The sequence below is a fragment of the Enterobacter cloacae complex sp. EB5 genome (assembly GCF_031432835.1).
GTDB classification, from domain to species: Bacteria; Pseudomonadota; Gammaproteobacteria; order Enterobacterales; family Enterobacteriaceae; genus Enterobacter; species Enterobacter hormaechei_C.
In genome coordinates, this window is record NZ_CP133860.1 from 3,010,263 (window position 1) to 3,026,992 (window position 16,730).

The 16,730-nt window shown below is 56.4% G+C and carries 13 protein-coding genes; 9 read left to right on the forward strand and 4 right to left on the reverse strand.

All coding sequences use genetic code 11. The features are described 5' to 3' along the window. Positions 1-35: 35 nt before the first annotated feature. The 3 genes from RHN82_RS14410 to queF form a co-directional block, all read right to left on the reverse strand. Entirely contained in the window at positions 36-1,325 is a 1,290-nt protein-coding gene (locus tag RHN82_RS14410; RefSeq protein WP_045907382.1) for an HAAAP family serine/threonine permease, read from the reverse strand. A 504-nt stretch (positions 1,326-1,829) separates the two neighbouring features. Continuing rightward, positions 1,830-3,194, reverse strand: coding sequence for a nucleotide 5'-monophosphate nucleosidase PpnN (ppnN, locus tag RHN82_RS14415; protein WP_003862748.1), 1,365 nt, complete (start codon positions 3,192-3,194; stop codon positions 1,830-1,832). Between the two features lie 116 nt (positions 3,195-3,310). Then, positions 3,311-4,153: an NADPH-dependent 7-cyano-7-deazaguanine reductase QueF gene (gene queF, locus RHN82_RS14420; RefSeq protein ID WP_047050207.1), complete on the reverse strand. Its 843-nt coding sequence runs from the start codon at positions 4,151-4,153 to the stop codon at positions 3,311-3,313. A 69-nt stretch (positions 4,154-4,222) separates the two neighbouring features. Here queF and syd point away from each other — a divergent pair, with 69 nt between their 5' ends. The 8 genes from syd (at position 4,223) to RHN82_RS14460 (ending at position 12,557) form a co-directional block, all read left to right on the forward strand. Further along, on the forward strand, positions 4,223-4,768 hold the full coding sequence (gene syd / locus RHN82_RS14425; protein WP_047050205.1) for a SecY-interacting protein: 546 nt from the start codon (positions 4,223-4,225) through the stop codon (positions 4,766-4,768). A 632-nt stretch (positions 4,769-5,400) separates the two neighbouring features. Then, positions 5,401-5,730, forward strand: a complete 330-nt coding sequence (locus RHN82_RS14430; protein WP_017382834.1) for a YqcC family protein — start codon at positions 5,401-5,403, stop codon at positions 5,728-5,730. Further along, entirely contained in the window at positions 5,727-6,512 is a 786-nt protein-coding gene (gene truC / locus RHN82_RS14435) for a tRNA pseudouridine(65) synthase TruC (RefSeq protein WP_047050202.1), read from the forward strand. The genes RHN82_RS14430 and truC overlap by 4 nt, the downstream gene beginning before the upstream one ends. A gap of 15 nt (positions 6,513-6,527) precedes the next feature. Continuing rightward, positions 6,528-6,977 carry a flavodoxin gene (locus RHN82_RS14440; RefSeq protein WP_032619131.1) on the forward strand — a complete coding sequence of 150 codons (450 nt, stop codon included), beginning with the start codon at positions 6,528-6,530 and terminating at the stop codon, positions 6,975-6,977. A gap of 308 nt (positions 6,978-7,285) precedes the next feature. Continuing rightward, positions 7,286-8,641, forward strand: a complete 1,356-nt coding sequence (gene gudP, locus RHN82_RS14445; protein WP_017692746.1) for a galactarate/glucarate/glycerate transporter GudP — start codon at positions 7,286-7,288, stop codon at positions 8,639-8,641. Further along, on the forward strand, positions 8,641-9,981 hold the full coding sequence (locus RHN82_RS14450) for an enolase C-terminal domain-like protein (RefSeq protein WP_026094263.1): 1,341 nt from the start codon (positions 8,641-8,643) through the stop codon (positions 9,979-9,981). Before gudP ends, RHN82_RS14450 begins: the two co-directional genes overlap by 1 nt. A gap of 15 nt (positions 9,982-9,996) precedes the next feature. Beyond that, a complete protein-coding gene (gene gudD, locus RHN82_RS14455) occupies positions 9,997-11,334 on the forward strand; it encodes a glucarate dehydratase (RefSeq protein ID WP_032619132.1) in 1,338 nt (445 codons plus the stop codon). Between the two features lie 77 nt (positions 11,335-11,411). Further along, positions 11,412-12,557, forward strand: a complete 1,146-nt coding sequence (locus tag RHN82_RS14460) for a glycerate kinase (RefSeq protein WP_047050198.1) — start codon at positions 11,412-11,414, stop codon at positions 12,555-12,557. 50 nt (positions 12,558-12,607) lie between these two features. Here RHN82_RS14460 and barA read toward each other — a convergent pair whose 3' ends face one another. Continuing rightward, positions 12,608-15,367: a two-component sensor histidine kinase BarA gene (barA, locus tag RHN82_RS14465; RefSeq protein ID WP_047050197.1), complete on the reverse strand. Its 2,760-nt coding sequence runs from the start codon at positions 15,365-15,367 to the stop codon at positions 12,608-12,610. A 57-nt stretch (positions 15,368-15,424) separates the two neighbouring features. On the opposite strand from barA, the gene rlmD reads away from it, so the two are divergent. Continuing rightward, complete coding sequence (gene rlmD / locus RHN82_RS14470) at positions 15,425-16,723, forward strand: 23S rRNA (uracil(1939)-C(5))-methyltransferase RlmD (protein ID WP_047050195.1); 1,299 nt, start codon at positions 15,425-15,427, stop codon at positions 16,721-16,723. Positions 16,724-16,730: the final 7 nt, after the last annotated feature.

The window sequence follows — 16,730 nt, forward strand, 5'->3', positions numbered from 1 at the left end:
GAGAAGTGCGCCGTCCGCAGACGGCGCAGGAGGTATTAGCTGAACAGCGAGTAGAAAATAGCGGAGATGGCAATCAGGCCCATCACAACAACGAACACGTTGCTGATATGGCCGCTGTATTTACGCATCGCAGGCACTTTCTGAATCGCGTACATCGGCATCAGGAACAGGATCATCGCGATAATCGGGCCGCCCAGGGTTTCAATCATGCCCAGAATGCTTGGGTTCAGGGTGGCTACCGCCCAGGTGGTCACCAGCATGAACAGCGCAGTGATTTTGTTCAGACGGTTGATTTCAATGGTCTTGCCTTTACCGCGCAGAGATTTAATCACCATGCCGTTGAAGCCTTCACGTGCGCCCAGGTAGTGGCCCAGGAAGGATTTGGTGATGGCGATAATTGCGATGATCGGCGCCATCCACGCAATCAGCGGTGCGTTAAAGTGGTTTGCCAGGTAAGACAGAATAGAGATGTTCTGCTCTTTCGCCGCCGCCAGATCCGCCGGGGAGAGGCTCAGCACGCAGCTGAACACGAAGAACATGACGGTCAGTACCATCATGATGTGCGCGCGAGCCAGGATGCTGGAGCACTTCTTCTCAGCGCCATTGCCGTACTCTTCACGTTTCGCTACCGCGAAGGAAGAGATGATTGGCGAGTGGTTGAAGGAGAACACCATCACCGGGATCGCCAGCCACAGGGTCAGCAGCAGACCGTTGCCGGTCGTGGATGCGCTGCTCAGAGACAGGGTTTCCAGCGCAGCGCCGTTCCACTGTGGGATCAGGTACAGAGCCAGCACCATCAGGGCCGCAACAAACGGGAATACCAGCACGCTCATCGCTTTCACAATCATCTGCTCGCCGAAGCGCACGATGGTCATCATACCGACGATCAGGATCAGGGACAGAATCGCACGCGGCGGCGGGGTCATCTGAAGCTGGTGCATCATAAAGCTTTCAACGGTGTTGGTGATAGCAACGCTGTACACCAGCAGAATCGGGTAAATCGCGAAGAAGTAGAGCAGGGTAATCAGCTTACCTGCGCCGACGCCGAAGTGTTCTTCAACGACTTCAGTGATGTCTTCGCCCGGGTTTTTACCGGACAGCACGAAGCGGGTCAGGCCGCGGTGTGCAAAGAAGGTCATCGGGAAGGCGATGAGAGCCATGATGATCAGCGGGATCATACCGCCGACACCTGCGTTGATAGGAAGGAACAGTACACCAGCGCCGATTGCTGTGCCGTACAGGCCAAGCATCCACATGGTATCCGTTTTGCGCCAGGCGCTTCGGGATTCAATCGAAGCAACGGTGCTGGTTTGAGTGGTTTCCATCTGTATCTCCTGGAGGAAGCAAATTGTCAGGTTTTTAGTCAAATCCGATGAAAAAGTGCCTGACGGTAATATGAAATTCGTTCAGTGACGGTTTTTTAATAATTTTTGCCCGTAACTATTGGCGGGCGGAAAGATACATTCTAGTTATGAATCTATCAGTGATCGCGATCCCAAATGCAATAATCCACTTGTGATGTGGGTATCTTTAGACCATTTATCTGTTAAAAAAACATCAAAGAGAATTTACGGGCGCGAAGGCTACCATTAACGACATGTTTTCGAAAAGGTCGAGCCGCGATATAGGTGTCTTTCGCTGTAAAGAAATGGGATTTTAGGATTTTCTGGCGGGTAATTTCGATTAAGGCTGATTATTTACGGTTTTAAAAACGAGGTAATCGTTTGCGCAGGCGTCAGGTTTGTTAATAACATTGAAGATCGCTATGAATTGCATCACGAATAAAAAAGCCGGATGACGATCCGGCTTGAGAGGAGAGAAATGTCGCTTTACTTGATGATTTCGTAACACGGAATATAGGCAGAGCCCGGAAGCTTCATGCGGTGCTGAGCGACAAAGCCCTGCAACATGTCATCCATGCGGCGCATCATCTCCGGGTCACCGTGGATCTTATACGGGCCAAACTCTTCAATTGCGCGTATCCCCACCTCTTTCACGTTCCCCGCCACGATGCCAGAGAAGGCGCGACGCAGATCGGCAGCCAGCACTTCCACCGGCTGATCCGGATAGAGTTTAAGGTTCGCCATGTTCTCATGCGACGGCTCGAAGGGGATCTGAAGATCCGGTGCGATACGGATGGACCAGTTAAAGCTGTAGGCATCCCCGGTATCACGACGATTCTCTTTCACCAGCGGCATCGCTTTTTTCATCTGACGGGCCACTTCTGCGGCATCGTCAATAATAATGCGGTAGTGACGGCGCGCGTCTTCGCCCAGCGTATGCACGATAAACTCGTCCAGCACGCGGAAGTAGTCGGCGCTCTCTTTCGGGCCGGTCAGGATCAGCGGCAGGACCTGATCTTTGTTGGCCGGGTTCATCAGGATCCCGAGCAGATAAAGCAGCTCTTCCGCCGTACCTACGCCGCCCGGGAAGATAATAATGCCGTGCGCGATACGGACAAACGCCTCAAGACGTTTTTCGATATCCGGCATAATAATCAGTTCGTTAACCAGCGGGTTAGGCGGCTCAGCGGCGATGATCGACGGCTCGGTCATGCCGATAAAACGGCCTTCTTTATAGCGTTGCTGCGCGTGTCCTACTGCCGCGCCTTTCATCGGCGCTTCCATCGCGCCAGGACCGCAACCGGTACAGATATTCAGTTCGCGCAGGCCGAGCTGCGTCCCCACGCGGCGGGCATACAGGTATTCGGTTTCGTTAATGGAGTGACCACCCCAGCAGACGACCATGTTCGGCGCTTCACCCACGTGCAGGGCACGGGCGTTACGCAGAATAGAGAAGACCAGGTTGGTGATATGAACGGAACTTTCCAGGTCAAGATGCTGGAAACGACCGGCGTTGCTGATTTGTCCGTTAACAAACAGGATGTCGCGCAGCACGGCAAACAGGTTGGCCTGAAGTGAGCGAATAATACGCCCGTCGACAAAAGCGTCTTCCGGCGGGTTGATCACTTCCAGCTTCACCCCGCGCTCGCGGCGCAGCACATTGATATCAAAACTTTCGAAGCGGGACAGCAGCTCTTTACTGTTGTCGGTCAGGCTTCCGGAGTTCAGTACGGCAAGTGAACAGTTACGAAACAGTTGATAAAGGTCGCTACTGGCGGTGCGTTTAAGCATGTCCACTTCCAGCTGCGACAACATATCCATAGAGCCAAGCGGGCTAATATGTGTAATCAAGTGAGCTCCTTATGGGACGATTATCGTCTTTCCCTGTTGATTACAATAGCCCTGGCTTATGACGTTTCACAACACTTCGGGCGGAATACCGCCCGCATATTGTGAAAATATTTATCTTACTGGCGCACCAGCCGTCCGGTGGCAGGCACAAAATCGCTATTGGTGCGCCACGGGTTGATATCCAGGCCGCCGCGACGGGTGTAGCGGGCGTAAACGCTCAGCTTTTCGGGCTGGCAGAAACGCTGGATGTCGTTGAAGATGCGCTCCACGCACTGCTCGTGGAATTCGTTGTGATGACGGAATGACACCAGGTAACGCAGCAGCTTTTCACGGTCAATCTGCGGGCCGCGGTACTGGATCTGTACCGAGCCCCAGTCCGGCTGATGGGTGATAAGGCAGTTGGATTTCAGCAGATGGCTGACCAGCGTCTCGTTGACCACTTTTCCGCCCGCCGCGTTTTCCAGGTAGTCGGTGCTAAATTCATAGCTTTCCACCTCAATGTCCTGATCGTCGATGCAGGTGCCGTGGAAATGGGCAATGGGCTGTCCTTCCAGCTCATGCAGACGGTATAACGAGACGGTTACGTTCCCCTGCGCGCACGCGCTTAAATCCCGTTCAAGCGTCTGTTGTACCTCGTCCCAGCTGTTAAATTTGGTCTGGTTAAAGCTGTTGAGATAGAGCTTAAAGCTCTTGGATTCGACCAGGTTTACGCTGGCGTAATCCAGCTCGACGTGGCCCACGGCCACCTGCGGCAGACCGCGCGCATTCAGCCAGGAGAGTTCGTACAGCGTCCAGATGTCGCCGCCGACAAACGGCAGCGCGTCAGCGTGCAGCCCGAGCGGATCGCGGTTCAGACTGCGCGGCACGCCCTGCAACAGGCTTGCATCGTAGGTGTCGCGGTAATCGGTCGATTTACCCAGCGTTAAGCCCGTTAACGCCTGATGATTTTCGTAAGACATGTTTCATAGCCACTTTACAGGTACACTTATGGGCTGAGTTTATCCTGTCTTACAAGAAGAGAGAAATCGGTGGATATCGAAACTGCAAATGCCCTGACGTCCTTCACGACCCGCTATTGCGATGCCTGGCATGAAAAGCGGGGGACGTGGCCGCAAAGTGCTGACTTATATGGCGTGCCGTCACCGTGCATTATCGCTTCGCAGGATGATTACGTTATCTGGCAACCGAAACCGTTCACGGTCGAGCAGAATGTAAATGCGGTTGAACGCGCGATGGACCTTGTGATACAACCTGCGCTTCATGCAATTTATACCACGCAGTTTGCCGGGGATATGACTGCATGTTTTGCAGGACAGCCGCTGACGCTGCTGCAAACCTGGAGCGAAGACGATCTGCAACGCGTTCAGGAAAACCTCATTGGTCACCTGGTCACGCAAAAACGCCTTAAGCTCTCTCCGACTCTCTTTATTGCGACGCTCGACAGTGAACTGGACGTCATTTCAGTCTGCAATCTGTCTGGCGAGGTCATCAAAGAGACGCTCGGCACCCGCAATCGCGACGTTCTCGCGCCTTCACTTGCGGATTTTCTTACCCGAATTGAGCCGCTTCTGTAATCCATGATGCTACTGGGCGTGTGAGAGATCTCTTACACGCTCTGTGAGACATCGCCGAAACAATTAGCATTGTCTTAGGAATTTCAGATTAATATTAACTTCTCTTTCAATAAATTAGTGGTTTTCTGAAAGGGAATCCCCCGTTTCGCCTGGCTTACATTGCTCACAAGGTGGGTTGTAAGACGAAGCAGAATAGCGGATTCTATCTGTGTCGACAGGATGCCGACACGAGAAACGAACATCAGGATGATGGCGTTTCTTACCAGGAACACGTCAGGATGACGCCGCAGGAAGGCTTCAGGATGAAGCAAAGTGGATCACGCAGGATGCGTAAGGGACACCTCCAGGAAGGAGAACGAGAGCCGGTCAGGATGGTCGGTGGGTCAGGATGGCCAGGACGTTTCAGGATGAAACCTACACATCAGGACGATGTGAGCAGGAAGCAAAAGGTAAAGGGATGACCAGGCCTTCGGGCATCAGGAAAAGTTGTCACGGATGAGCAGGGAGCACGTATTGTAGCTGGAATGCTGCGAAACGAACCGGGAGCACTGTTTTTACAGTGCTCCCTTTTTTTATTTCTGTCTTCCGCAATGCTATGCTTCGCGCCATTCCGTTTTTCAGTTGAGGTATATATGTCGCATCACGACAACGTTCGTGCGCAGTTGCACGCCATCGAAGCCCTTATGCGCCAGCATCAGCTGTGGCAGGATAACGCGCCGCAGCCAGACGCGTTCGCCAGCACCCAACCGTTTTGTCTGGATACGCTGGCCCCGTTCGAGTGGCTCCAGTGGGTCTTAATTCCGCGTATGCACGCGCTGCTGGAAGGCGGTCACGCGTTGCCCGCGTCTTTCGCCGTCTCTCCCTATTACGAAATGGCGCTGGAAGCGACCCACCCGGCGCGTGCCATGATGCTGGTGGAGCTGGAAAAGCTGGATGCGCTTTTCGCCGGTGACGATGCATGACGCTTGAGATCCTTTATCAGGATGAGTGGTTAGTGGCGGTGAATAAACCGTCCGGCTGGCTGGTGCACCGAAGCTGGCTCGATCGCGATGAGAAAGTGGTGGTCATGCAAACCGTGCGCGATCAAATCGGTCAGCACGTTTTTACTGCCCACCGTCTGGATCGGCCAACCTCTGGCGTTCTGCTGATGGGGCTTTCCAGTGAGGCCGGGCGCCTGCTGGCGCAGCAGTTTGAACAGCATCAGATCCAGAAACGCTACCACGCCATCGTGCGTGGCTGGCTGACGGATTCCGCCACGCTTGATTATCCGCTGGTGGAGGAACTGGATAAAATCGCCGATAAATTTGCCCGCGACGATAAAGGCCCGCAGCCTGCGGTGACCGACTATCGCGGTATGGCGACCACAGAACTGCCGGTGGCGACCAGCAAATTTCCGACCACGCGATACAGTCTGGTTGAGCTTTTGCCCAAAACCGGGCGCAAGCACCAGCTTCGCCGTCACCTTGCACATCTGCGCCACCCGATTATCGGCGACAGCAAGCACGGCGATCTGCGCCAGAACCGCAGCGCGGCAGAGCACTTTGGCTGTAACCGGCTGATGCTGCACGCCAGCGAGCTACGCCTGACGCACCCGTTTACCGGCAAACCGCTGACTATTCGCGCGGGGCTGGACGAGGTCTGGATGCAGGCGCTGTCACAGTTTGGCTGGCTGGGACAACTCCCCGAAAATGAAAGGGTTGAGTTTGCCGCAGGCAACGTTCAGGATGAACAGCAAGCGCAATAATTACGGGAGCAAAGCATGGCTGAAGTAGGCATTTTTGTCGGCACGATGTACGGCAACTCGCTGCTGGTGGCGGAGGAAGCGGAAGCAATCCTCGTAAACCAGGGCCATAAAGCAACGGTCTATGAAGATCCGGAGCTGGCGGACTGGGAAAAGTATAAAGATAAATACATCCTGGTGGTGACCTCCACCACCGGGCAGGGCGATCTGCCGGACAGCATCGTCCCGCTTTTCCAGGGCATTAAAGACCAGCTCGGCTATCAGCCAGATGTTCACTATGGCATCATCGCCCTTGGCGATAGCTCTTACGCCAATTTCTGCGGCGGCGGTAAGCAGTTCGACGCGCTGTTGCAGGAACAGCGCGCTCAGCGCGTCGGAGAGATGTTGCTGATTGATGCGGGTGAACACCCTGAGCCAGAAAGCGAGTCAAATCCCTGGGTTGAACACTGGGCCACGCTGCTTAAATAACCCTGCATTATACCAATGCCAGGCCGGGTCAGGCGTAGCCGCCACCCGGCATTACACCCCGCCCCAAACGCCATTTCCGTGAACCACCTTCCACTCCTCTGGGCTTATGCCCTAAACAACCTCCCTCACACCCTTCAATACTGTGTTTTTGCACGGTGAGGTGAAGAGGCACTCCTTCATATACTTTTCCCGTCACTATAAAACGGCTTCGGGCCGTACCAAAACCAAACACAAATCTCTCATTCTGATTACCCTACAGGTGCTGTACAGAATGAACCAGGCGAAAGCTATGTTTCAGGAGTGCAACAATGAGTACATTAAGCCACGCGGCGAGCAGCGCTGAGAAGCGCACCAACGCCCGCTACTGGATAGTGGTGATGCTGTTTATCGTCACCTCTTTCAACTACGGCGACCGTGCCACGTTATCCATTGCCGGCTCTGAGATGGCAAAGGACATCGGACTTGATCCGGTGGGTATGGGTTATGTTTTCTCCGCATTTTCATGGGCCTACGTAATCGGCCAAATCCCTGGCGGCTGGCTGCTGGACCGCTTTGGCTCAAAACGGGTCTATTTCTGGTCCATTTTCATCTGGTCGATGTTTACCCTGTTACAGGGCTTCGTGGATATCTTCAGCGGCTTCGGCATTATCATTGCGCTCTTTACCCTCCGCTTCCTGGTGGGCTTAGCGGAAGCGCCATCGTTCCCTGGCAACAGCCGCATTGTGGCCGCCTGGTTCCCGGCGCAGGAGAGGGGAACGGCGGTAGCCATCTTTAACTCGGCGCAATACTTTGCGACGGTTATTTTCGCGCCAATCATGGGCTGGCTGACGCATGAGGTGGGCTGGTCGCACGTCTTCTTCTTTATGGGCGGGCTGGGGATCGTCATCAGCTTCATCTGGCTGAAAGTGATCCACGAACCAAACCAGCATCCGGGCGTGAACAAGAAAGAGCTGGACTACATTGCTGAAGGTGGGGCGCTGATCAACATGGATCAGAAAACCCAGAAAGCAAAAGTCCCGTTCAGCCAGAAATGGGGGCAGATCAAACAGCTCGTCGGCTCACGGATGATGATCGGTATCTATCTCGGCCAGTACTGCATTAACGCCTTAACCTACTTCTTCATCACCTGGTTCCCGGTTTACCTGGTGCAGGCGCGCGGGATGTCGATTCTGAAGGCGGGGTTTGTCGCCTCCGTGCCGGCCATCTGCGGCTTCGTGGGCGGGGTGCTTGGCGGGGTCATCTCCGACTGGCTGATGCGTCGTACCGGTTCGCTGAATATTGCGCGTAAAACGCCAATCGTACTCGGCATGCTGCTCTCCATGACCATGGTGTTCTGTAACTACGTCAGCGCGGAGTGGATGATTATCGGCTTTATGGCGATGGCCTTCTTCGGTAAAGGCATTGGCGCACTGGGCTGGGCGGTGATGGCAGATACCGCGCCGAAAGAGATCAGCGGCCTGAGCGGCGGTCTGTTCAACATGTTTGGCAACATTTCCGGTATTGTCACCCCAATCGCTATCGGTTACATCGTCGGCAGCACCGGCTCCTTCAACGGCGCGCTGATTTATGTAGGCGTCCATGCGCTGGTGGCGGTACTCAGTTACCTGGTGCTGGTGGGTGACATCAAACGAATCGAACTGAAACCTGTTGGGGAGCGCGGATGATGACAACGCAATCAAGCCCGATCGTGACGGAGATGAAGGTCATTCCGGTGGCGGGGCAGGACAGCATGCTGCTCAACATTGGTGGCGCGCATAACGCCTGGTTCACCCGCAACATTGTGGTGCTGACCGACAGCGCAGGGAATACCGGCGTCGGGGAAGCGCCTGGCGGAGAGGTGATTTACCAGACGCTGGTCGACGCCATCCCGCAGGTGGTTGGGCAGGAGGTCGCCCGCCTGAACAAGGTGGTTCAGCGGGTGCATAAGGGCAACCAGTCGGCGGATTTTGATACCTTCGGCAAAGGCGCCTGGACGTTTGAACTGCGCGTTAACGCGGTGGCGGCGCTGGAGGCGGCTCTCCTCGATTTACTGGGCAAGGCGCTGAACGTGCCGGTCTGCGAACTGCTGGGGCCAGGCAAACAGCGTGATGCGGTAACGGTGCTGGGCTATCTGTTCTACGTTGGCGACCGGACGAAAACCGATCTGCCGTATCTGGAACGCTCGCCGGGCAGCCACGCGTGGTATCACCTGCGTCATCAGGAGGCGCTCTCTGGCGAAGCGGTGGTACGCCTGGCAGAGGCGGCGCAGGATCGCTACGGCTTTAAAGACTTCAAGCTGAAAGGCGGCGTTCTGCCGGGCGAGCAGGAGATTGACAGCGTGCGCGCGTTGAAAAAACGCTTCCCGGAGGCACGCATCACCGTCGATCCGAACGGCGCCTGGCTGCTGGATGAAGCTATCGCGCTGTGCAAAGGGCTGGGCGACGTGCTGACCTACGCGGAAGATCCGTGCGGCGCCGAGCAGGGCTTTTCTGGCCGCGAGGTGATGGCCGAATTCCGCCGCGCTACCGGGCTGCCGGTTGCAACCAACATGATCGCCACCAACTGGCGCGAAATGGGCCATGCGGTGATGCTGAATGCGGTGGACATACCGCTGGCGGACCCGCACTTCTGGACCCTTTCCGGCGCGGTGCGCGTGGCGCAGCTGTGCGATGACTGGGGGCTCACCTGGGGCTGCCACTCCAATAACCATTTTGACATTTCGCTGGCGATGTTTACCCACGTTGGCGCGGCGGCGCCGGGCAACCCGACCGCCATCGATACGCACTGGATCTGGCAGGAAGGCGAAGCGCGCCTGACCAAAAATCCACTTGAAATCAAAAATGGCACCATTGCCGTACCGGATGCGCCGGGGCTGGGCGTGGAGCTTGACTGGGATCAGATCCACAAGGCGCATGAAGCGTATAAAAAACTACCGGGCGGCGCGCGCAACGACGCAGGCCCGATGCAATACCTTATCCCCGGCTGGACATTTGACCGTAAGCGCCCTGTATTTGGACGTCACTGATAAAAGGATCGAACGATGAGCACATTTTCTACCCCTGTAGTCACCTCCATGCAGATCATTCCTGTCGCGGGACATGACAGCATGCTGATGAACCTGAGCGGTGCCCATGCGCCGTTCTTCACCCGTAATATTGTGGTGATCAAGGACAACTCAGGGCATACCGGTGTCGGTGAAATCCCGGGCGGGGAGAAGATCCGTAAAACGCTGGAGGACGCCATTCCGCTGGTGGTGGGTAAAACGCTGGGCGAGTACAAAAATGTGCTGACTCGCGTGCGAACGACCTTTGCCGATCGTGATGCGGGTGGCCGTGGTCTGCAAACGTTTGATCTGCGCACCACTATCCATGTGGTCACGGGCATTGAAGCCGCGATGCTGGATCTGCTGGGCCAGCATCTGGGCGTCAATGTCGCCTCCCTGCTGGGAGACGGCCAACAGCGCAGCGAAGTGGAAATGCTCGGCTACCTGTTCTTTATCGGCAACCGCAAACTCACCCCGCTGCCGTACCAGAGCCAGCCGGACGAAAAATGCGACTGGTATCGTGTGCGTCACGATGAAGCGATGACCCCGGACGCGGTAGTGCGCCTGGCGGAAGCCGCGTATGAAAAATATGGCTTTAATGACTTCAAGCTGAAAGGCGGCGTACTGGCGGGTGAAGAAGAAGCAGAGGCGATCGCCGCGCTGGCGAAGCGCTTCCCGCAGGCGCGCGTCACGCTGGATCCGAACGGTGCCTGGTCGCTTGATGAGGCGATAAAAATCGGTAAGCAGCTCAAAGGCGTGCTGGCCTACGCGGAAGATCCGTGCGGCGCAGAGCAGGGTTTCTCCGGACGTGAAGTGATGGCGGAGTTCCGTCGCGCCACCGGGCTGCCAACAGCTACCAACATGATCGCGACCGACTGGCGTCAGATGGGGCACACGCTCTCGCTGCAATCGGTGGACATTCCGCTGGCAGACCCGCACTTCTGGACGATGCAGGGCTCGGTTCGCGTGGCGCAGATGTGCCATGAGTTCGGACTGACCTGGGGCTCGCACTCCAACAACCACTTCGACATCTCGCTGGCGATGTTCACCCACGTGGCGGCCGCTGCGCCGGGCAACATTACCGCCATCGACACCCACTGGATCTGGCAGGAGGGCAACCAGCGCCTGACCAAACAGCCGTTTGAAATCAAAGGCGGCATGGTGCAAGTTCCTGCTACGCCGGGGCTGGGCGTTGAGCTGGATATGGATCAGGTTATGAAAGCGCATGAGCTGTACCAGAAACACGGCCTGGGCGCGCGTGATGACGCGCTGGCGATGCAATACCTGATCCCTGAGTGGACATTCGACAATAAACGTCCGTGCATGGTACGATAAGCGCATTGGGACCGCTCCCATGAGTGGTCCCTTACGTGGTGTATGCTTAACGTAACTAACATGCGTAAGGATGGCTTATGAAAATTGTTATCGCTCCGGACTCGTATAAGGAAAGCTTGAGCGCGCTGGAGGTGGCGACGGCGATAGAGGTCGGTTTTCGCGAAATTTTCCCGTCAGCGGACTATGTCAAATTACCGGTTGCCGATGGTGGCGAAGGGACGGTGGAAGCGATGGTGGCTGCCACGCATGGGCGTCTTGTCCATGTTCCCGTTACCGGACCTTTGGGTGAACGGGTGGAAGGGTTTTTCGGGTTATCCGGAGACGGGAAAAGCGCCTTTATCGAGATGGCGGCAGCGAGCGGTCTGGAGCTTGTTGCTCCCGCAAAGCGTAACCCGTTAATCACCACCTCCTGGGGAACCGGAGAACTGATCCGTCATGCGCTGGATGCGGGCGTTAAGCATATCATTATTGGCATTGGAGGCAGCGCGACCAATGACGGTGGCGCAGGCATGGTGCAGGCGCTGGGCGTAAAACTGCTGGATGCGAAAGCACAGCCCGTTGGGCCGGGCGGCGGCGAACTGGCAAGCCTTGCGCATATCGATCTTAGCGGGCTGGATAAGCGGCTGGCAGACTGTCGAATTGAAGTGGCCTGCGATGTGACCAACCCCCTGATCGGCGAGACTGGCGCTTCTGCGGTATTTGGTCCGCAGAAAGGGGCGACGCCGGAGATGGTCAGGACGCTGGACAACGCGCTGGCGCATTACGCAAAAATTATCGCCCGGGATCTGGATATTGACGTCTTAAACCTGGCGGGCGGCGGTGCGGCTGGCGGAATGGGGGCGGCGCTGTATGCATTTTGCGGCGCACAGCTCCGTCAGGGGATTGAGATTGTCACTGATGCCCTGCATCTTGATGAACAGGTCGCGGACGCCGATCTGGTAATCACGGGCGAAGGGCGTATCGACAGCCAGACGATCCACGGCAAAGTGCCCGTTGGCGTGGCGAGAGTCGCGAAACGCTATAACAAGCCGGTTATCGGCATTGCCGGCAGCCTGACGGCGGATGTTGGCGTGGTGCATGAGCACGGACTGGATGCCGTATTCAGCGTGATTTACACCATCTGCTCGCTGGAAGACGCGCTGGAAAATGCGCAACAGAATGTACAGATGGCCGCAAGGAATATTGCGGCGGTGATAAAGATGGGGCAGGGGATGTCGCGTTAACGTTCGTGCTTCTGTAGGCCCGGTAAGCGAAGCGCCACCGGGCTTTGGTCTTAGCTCCCCAACACCTTCATTGCTTCCCGGGTCACGTTGTCCATCTCGTCCAGCAGCTCCAGGAACTCCGGTTCGAGATCGGATTCTGGCGTACCCGCGCGGAGTTGCTGTTCAAGCAGCTGGCAGAGATTTTTCAACCGCGGTACGCCGCTGTAGCCGCAGCTGCCGTGCAGTTTATGAATGGCTTCCAGCAGTCCTTCGGGGTTTTCACCCACCAGCTGTTCTTCAACCTTGTTACGGATCTCAGGCAGGAAGTCCACCAGCATTTGCAGCATATCGCGGGCCAGATCGGGTTTGCCCGCCGCCTGGCGCAGCGCCAGTTGCCAGTCAAACGTGGCATTCTGGTTAACGCTGATCTCTGGCGATTCAGTTGTAATGGTGTATGTCCCGCCAATGTGCCCCGGCTTGTAGCGCAGCAGCAGGCTGTGCAGCTTCTCTTCATCGATCGGTTTTGCCAGATAATCGTTCATGCCCGCACCCAGCAGTTTCTCCTTTTGCCCCGCCATCGCGTGCGCCGTCACGGCAATCACCGGCGTCTGCTGCTGGTGTGGAAGCTGGCGAATCAACTCGCAGGCGCGGATGCCATCCATGCCCGGCATCTGAATATCCATCAGGATCAGGTCGAACTGCATCTGTTTGGCTTGTTCCACGGCTTCGGCGCCGCTGGTACACAGCTCAACATGCTGAACCTGATCCTCAAGCAGCACGCCAATCAGCTTCAGGTTCGCCGGGTTGTCGTCCACGGCCATCACCGTCATCGGCAGCTTATGTTCGTCGTTTTCCAGCGGCAGGGACTGATGCGTCAGGCGGCAATATTCGGTCAACGCAGGTAACAGCCGTGTGGCGGTGAGGGGTTTCAGCAGACACGCCGCCGCCCCGTCGTTTTTCAGCTCTTCGGCGTTGATTTGGGCGTGGCACGGCAGCGCCAGCAGCAGGTAGTCCGTCATTGAGGCCGCCTTCGCCAGGCGTTCCTGCTGCATGGTCAGTTCTCCGGTAAACGTCACCGGAATTCCTAACAAAAGAATATCGTAATGATCGTTCGCCAGCGCGGAGAAGGTCGGGCTGTAGATGACCTCCAGCGGCGTGCTGCTTAATACATCCAGCGTACACTGCGCCGCCGCGGCGTTCGGTTCCACATAGGCCAGACGCATCCCCTTCAGGCAGCCGGTGACCGGGCCGTCGGTCTGCACGTTCGGGTTAAGATCAAGGTTGATATGGAACCAGAAGGTTGAGCCCCGGTTAGGCTGGCTGTGGAAGGAGATATCGCCTCCCATCTCTTTCACCAGCTTTTGGGTGATCACCAGCCCCAGGCCCGTTCCGCCGTGACGACGGGAAATGCTTGCATCGGCCTGGCGGAAAGCCTGGAACAGACGCGTCTGATCGCGCTCCGGAATACCAATGCCGGTATCCCGGATCTGCACTTCAATCTGGACTTTGTTATTACTGAGCGCCCTTTTTTCAACCAGAATGTCGATGTTGCCGCTCTCGGTGAACTTAATCGCGTTGCCCACCAAATTGGTAATGACCTGTTGCAGGCGCAGCGGGTCGCCAATGACGTTATCCGGCACATCATTTTTAATATTGAGCGTCAGTTCCAGACCCTTATCATGCGATGAGTGGGCAAGAAGCGTGACCACGTCATCCAGCGTGCTGCGCAGCGGGAAGGGGATACTCTCCAGAATCAGCTTGCCCGCTTCCAGCTTCGAGAAGTCCAGTACGTCGTTAATAATGGTTAGCAGGTTGTTGGCTGAGCGTTCAATGGTATGCAGATGGTCACGCTGGGTCGGGTTCAGCTCGCTTTTGAGCGTCAGACGGGTGAAGCCAATCACCCCGTTCAGCGGCGTGCGCAGCTCGTGCGACATGTTCGCCAGGAACTCAGACTTAATACGTGCCGCCTCCTGCGCACGTTTTTTCGCCAGATCCAGCTCCACGTTCTGGATCTCCATCTGCTCCAGCGTTTCGCGCAGGTCAGAGGTGGCCTGGTCAACGTTGTGCTGCATCTCTTCGTGATAAGCCGCCAGCGACATCGCCATTGAGTTGATGCCGTTTTTCAGCATATCCAGCTCGCCGAGCATAAAGCCTTCCACGCGGCTGTCGAGCTGACCCCGGCGGATCCGGTCAACGGTATTCACCATGTTGCGGATAGGCCCCGTGACGTCGCGCATCAGTCGCCAGCCGAAGATCAGCGCGATGCCGATACAGAACAGCATCATCACGCCGGAGATGAAAATTTCTTTGTACTGCTGGAGCCGCACCGACTTGAGATCCAGCTCCAGCGCCACATATCCCAGCATATTATTGCTGGACTTCGCATCGGACTGGGCGGATTCGTCGGGTGAATAGCTTTCGGAGATAATCGGCGTGCGCAGGATCATGATATCGCCGCGCCGCAACACCGTAAGATGACGCGGGAAGGGGGTACCTTCCGGGATTTTCAGCGACGTGGGATCCAGATGGAAATTCGAGGTGACGAACAGACGGTTATGCTCATCGTAAACGGAAATGGCGCGCACGATCTCTGAATGACGGCGGTGCAGCACGCTGATTAACTGACCAATGGATTCACGGTTTTGCAGGTTCATGCCGTACTCGCTGGAGACGGCCAGCGGTTCGATAATGCTGGCCCCGGCATCTTCAAGCTGTCTCTGCAAATCGTTATAGCGATGCACCACAAAGAAAATGCTCAGCAGCAAACCGATAAGAACGGTAGGAGCGAGGATCAAAATCATCATGCGCGCGCGCAGGCTGTAGTTGGTCATGGAGTTCCGTTATGGGACAATCAGGCTAATTATGTTTATTTGAGAACAATCTCGGCGATGGCGCAATTCTACTCTGCAAAACGACGCGTGACGACGCGTCAGATCATAACTGTTGAAGCCACGGACCTCGATCCTTTTGGACAGGGGGTGGCGCGTCACAAGGGTAAGACACTGTTTATCACAGGTTTGCTGCCAGGAGAACGCGCAGATATTACGCTGACGGAAGACAAACGTCAGTATGCGCGCGGTCAGGTCAAGCGCCGTCTTAATGATAGCCCGGAGCGCGTGACGCCTCGCTGCCCCCATTTTGGCGTCTGCGGTGGCTGCCAGCAACAGCATGCCAGCACAGAATTACAGCAAAAAAGTAAAAGCAGCGCGCTGGCCCGCCTGGTCGGGCACGACGTGAATGACATCATTGCCGATCGGCCCTGGGGCTACCGTCGGCGCGCTCGCCTGAGCCTCAGCTACCAGCCCAAAACCGAGCGGCTGGAGATGGGTTTTCGCAAAGCCGGCTCCAGCGATATCGTCTCTGTTACGCAGTGCCCTGTTTTGGTGCCCCATCTTGAGGCGTTGCTCCCGGACGTGCACCACTGTCTTGCATCGCTGGATGGCGTGCGTTCGCTGGGCCATGTCGAACTGGTGCTGGCCAACAGTGGCCCGCTGATGGTGCTGCGCCACACCGCGCCGCTGTCAACGGCGGATCGCGAAAAACTGGAACGCTTTTCGCATTCTCATGAGCTTGCGCTTTTCCTCGCGCCGCAAAGCGAGATACTTGAGCAGGTCAGCGGAGAAGCGCCCTGGTATGCGTCAGACGGGCTACGCTTAACGTTCAGCCCGCGAGATTTTATCCAGGTTAACGACGGCGTGAACCAGCAGATGGTGGCGAACGCGCTGGCGTGGCTGGACGTAAAGCCCACTGACCGGGTGCTCGATCTGTTCTGCGGCATGGGGAACTTTACCCTGCCGCTGGCCCGCAGAGCAGCCAGCGTGGTCGGGGTGGAAGGCGTTGAGGCGCTGGTGGCGAAAGGCCAGGAGAACGCCCAACAGAACGGTTTGCAAAATGTGACATTCTTTCATCAAAATCTTGAGGATGATGTCACTCGGCAACCGTGGGCTAAGCAGGGCTTTGATAAGATCCTGCTCGATCCGGCGCGCGCAGGTGCGCCGGGCGTGATGCAGCATATAATTAAACTCGCGCCTGAACGCGTGGTCTATGTTTCCTGTAACCCGGCGACGCTTGCCCGTGACAGCGAAGCATTATTGAGCGGGGGTTACCAGATTCGGCGTCTGGCAATGCTGGACATGTTCCCGCACACTGGTCATCTGGAATCGATGGTGTTGTTCGAGCACATCTAATGAGTTT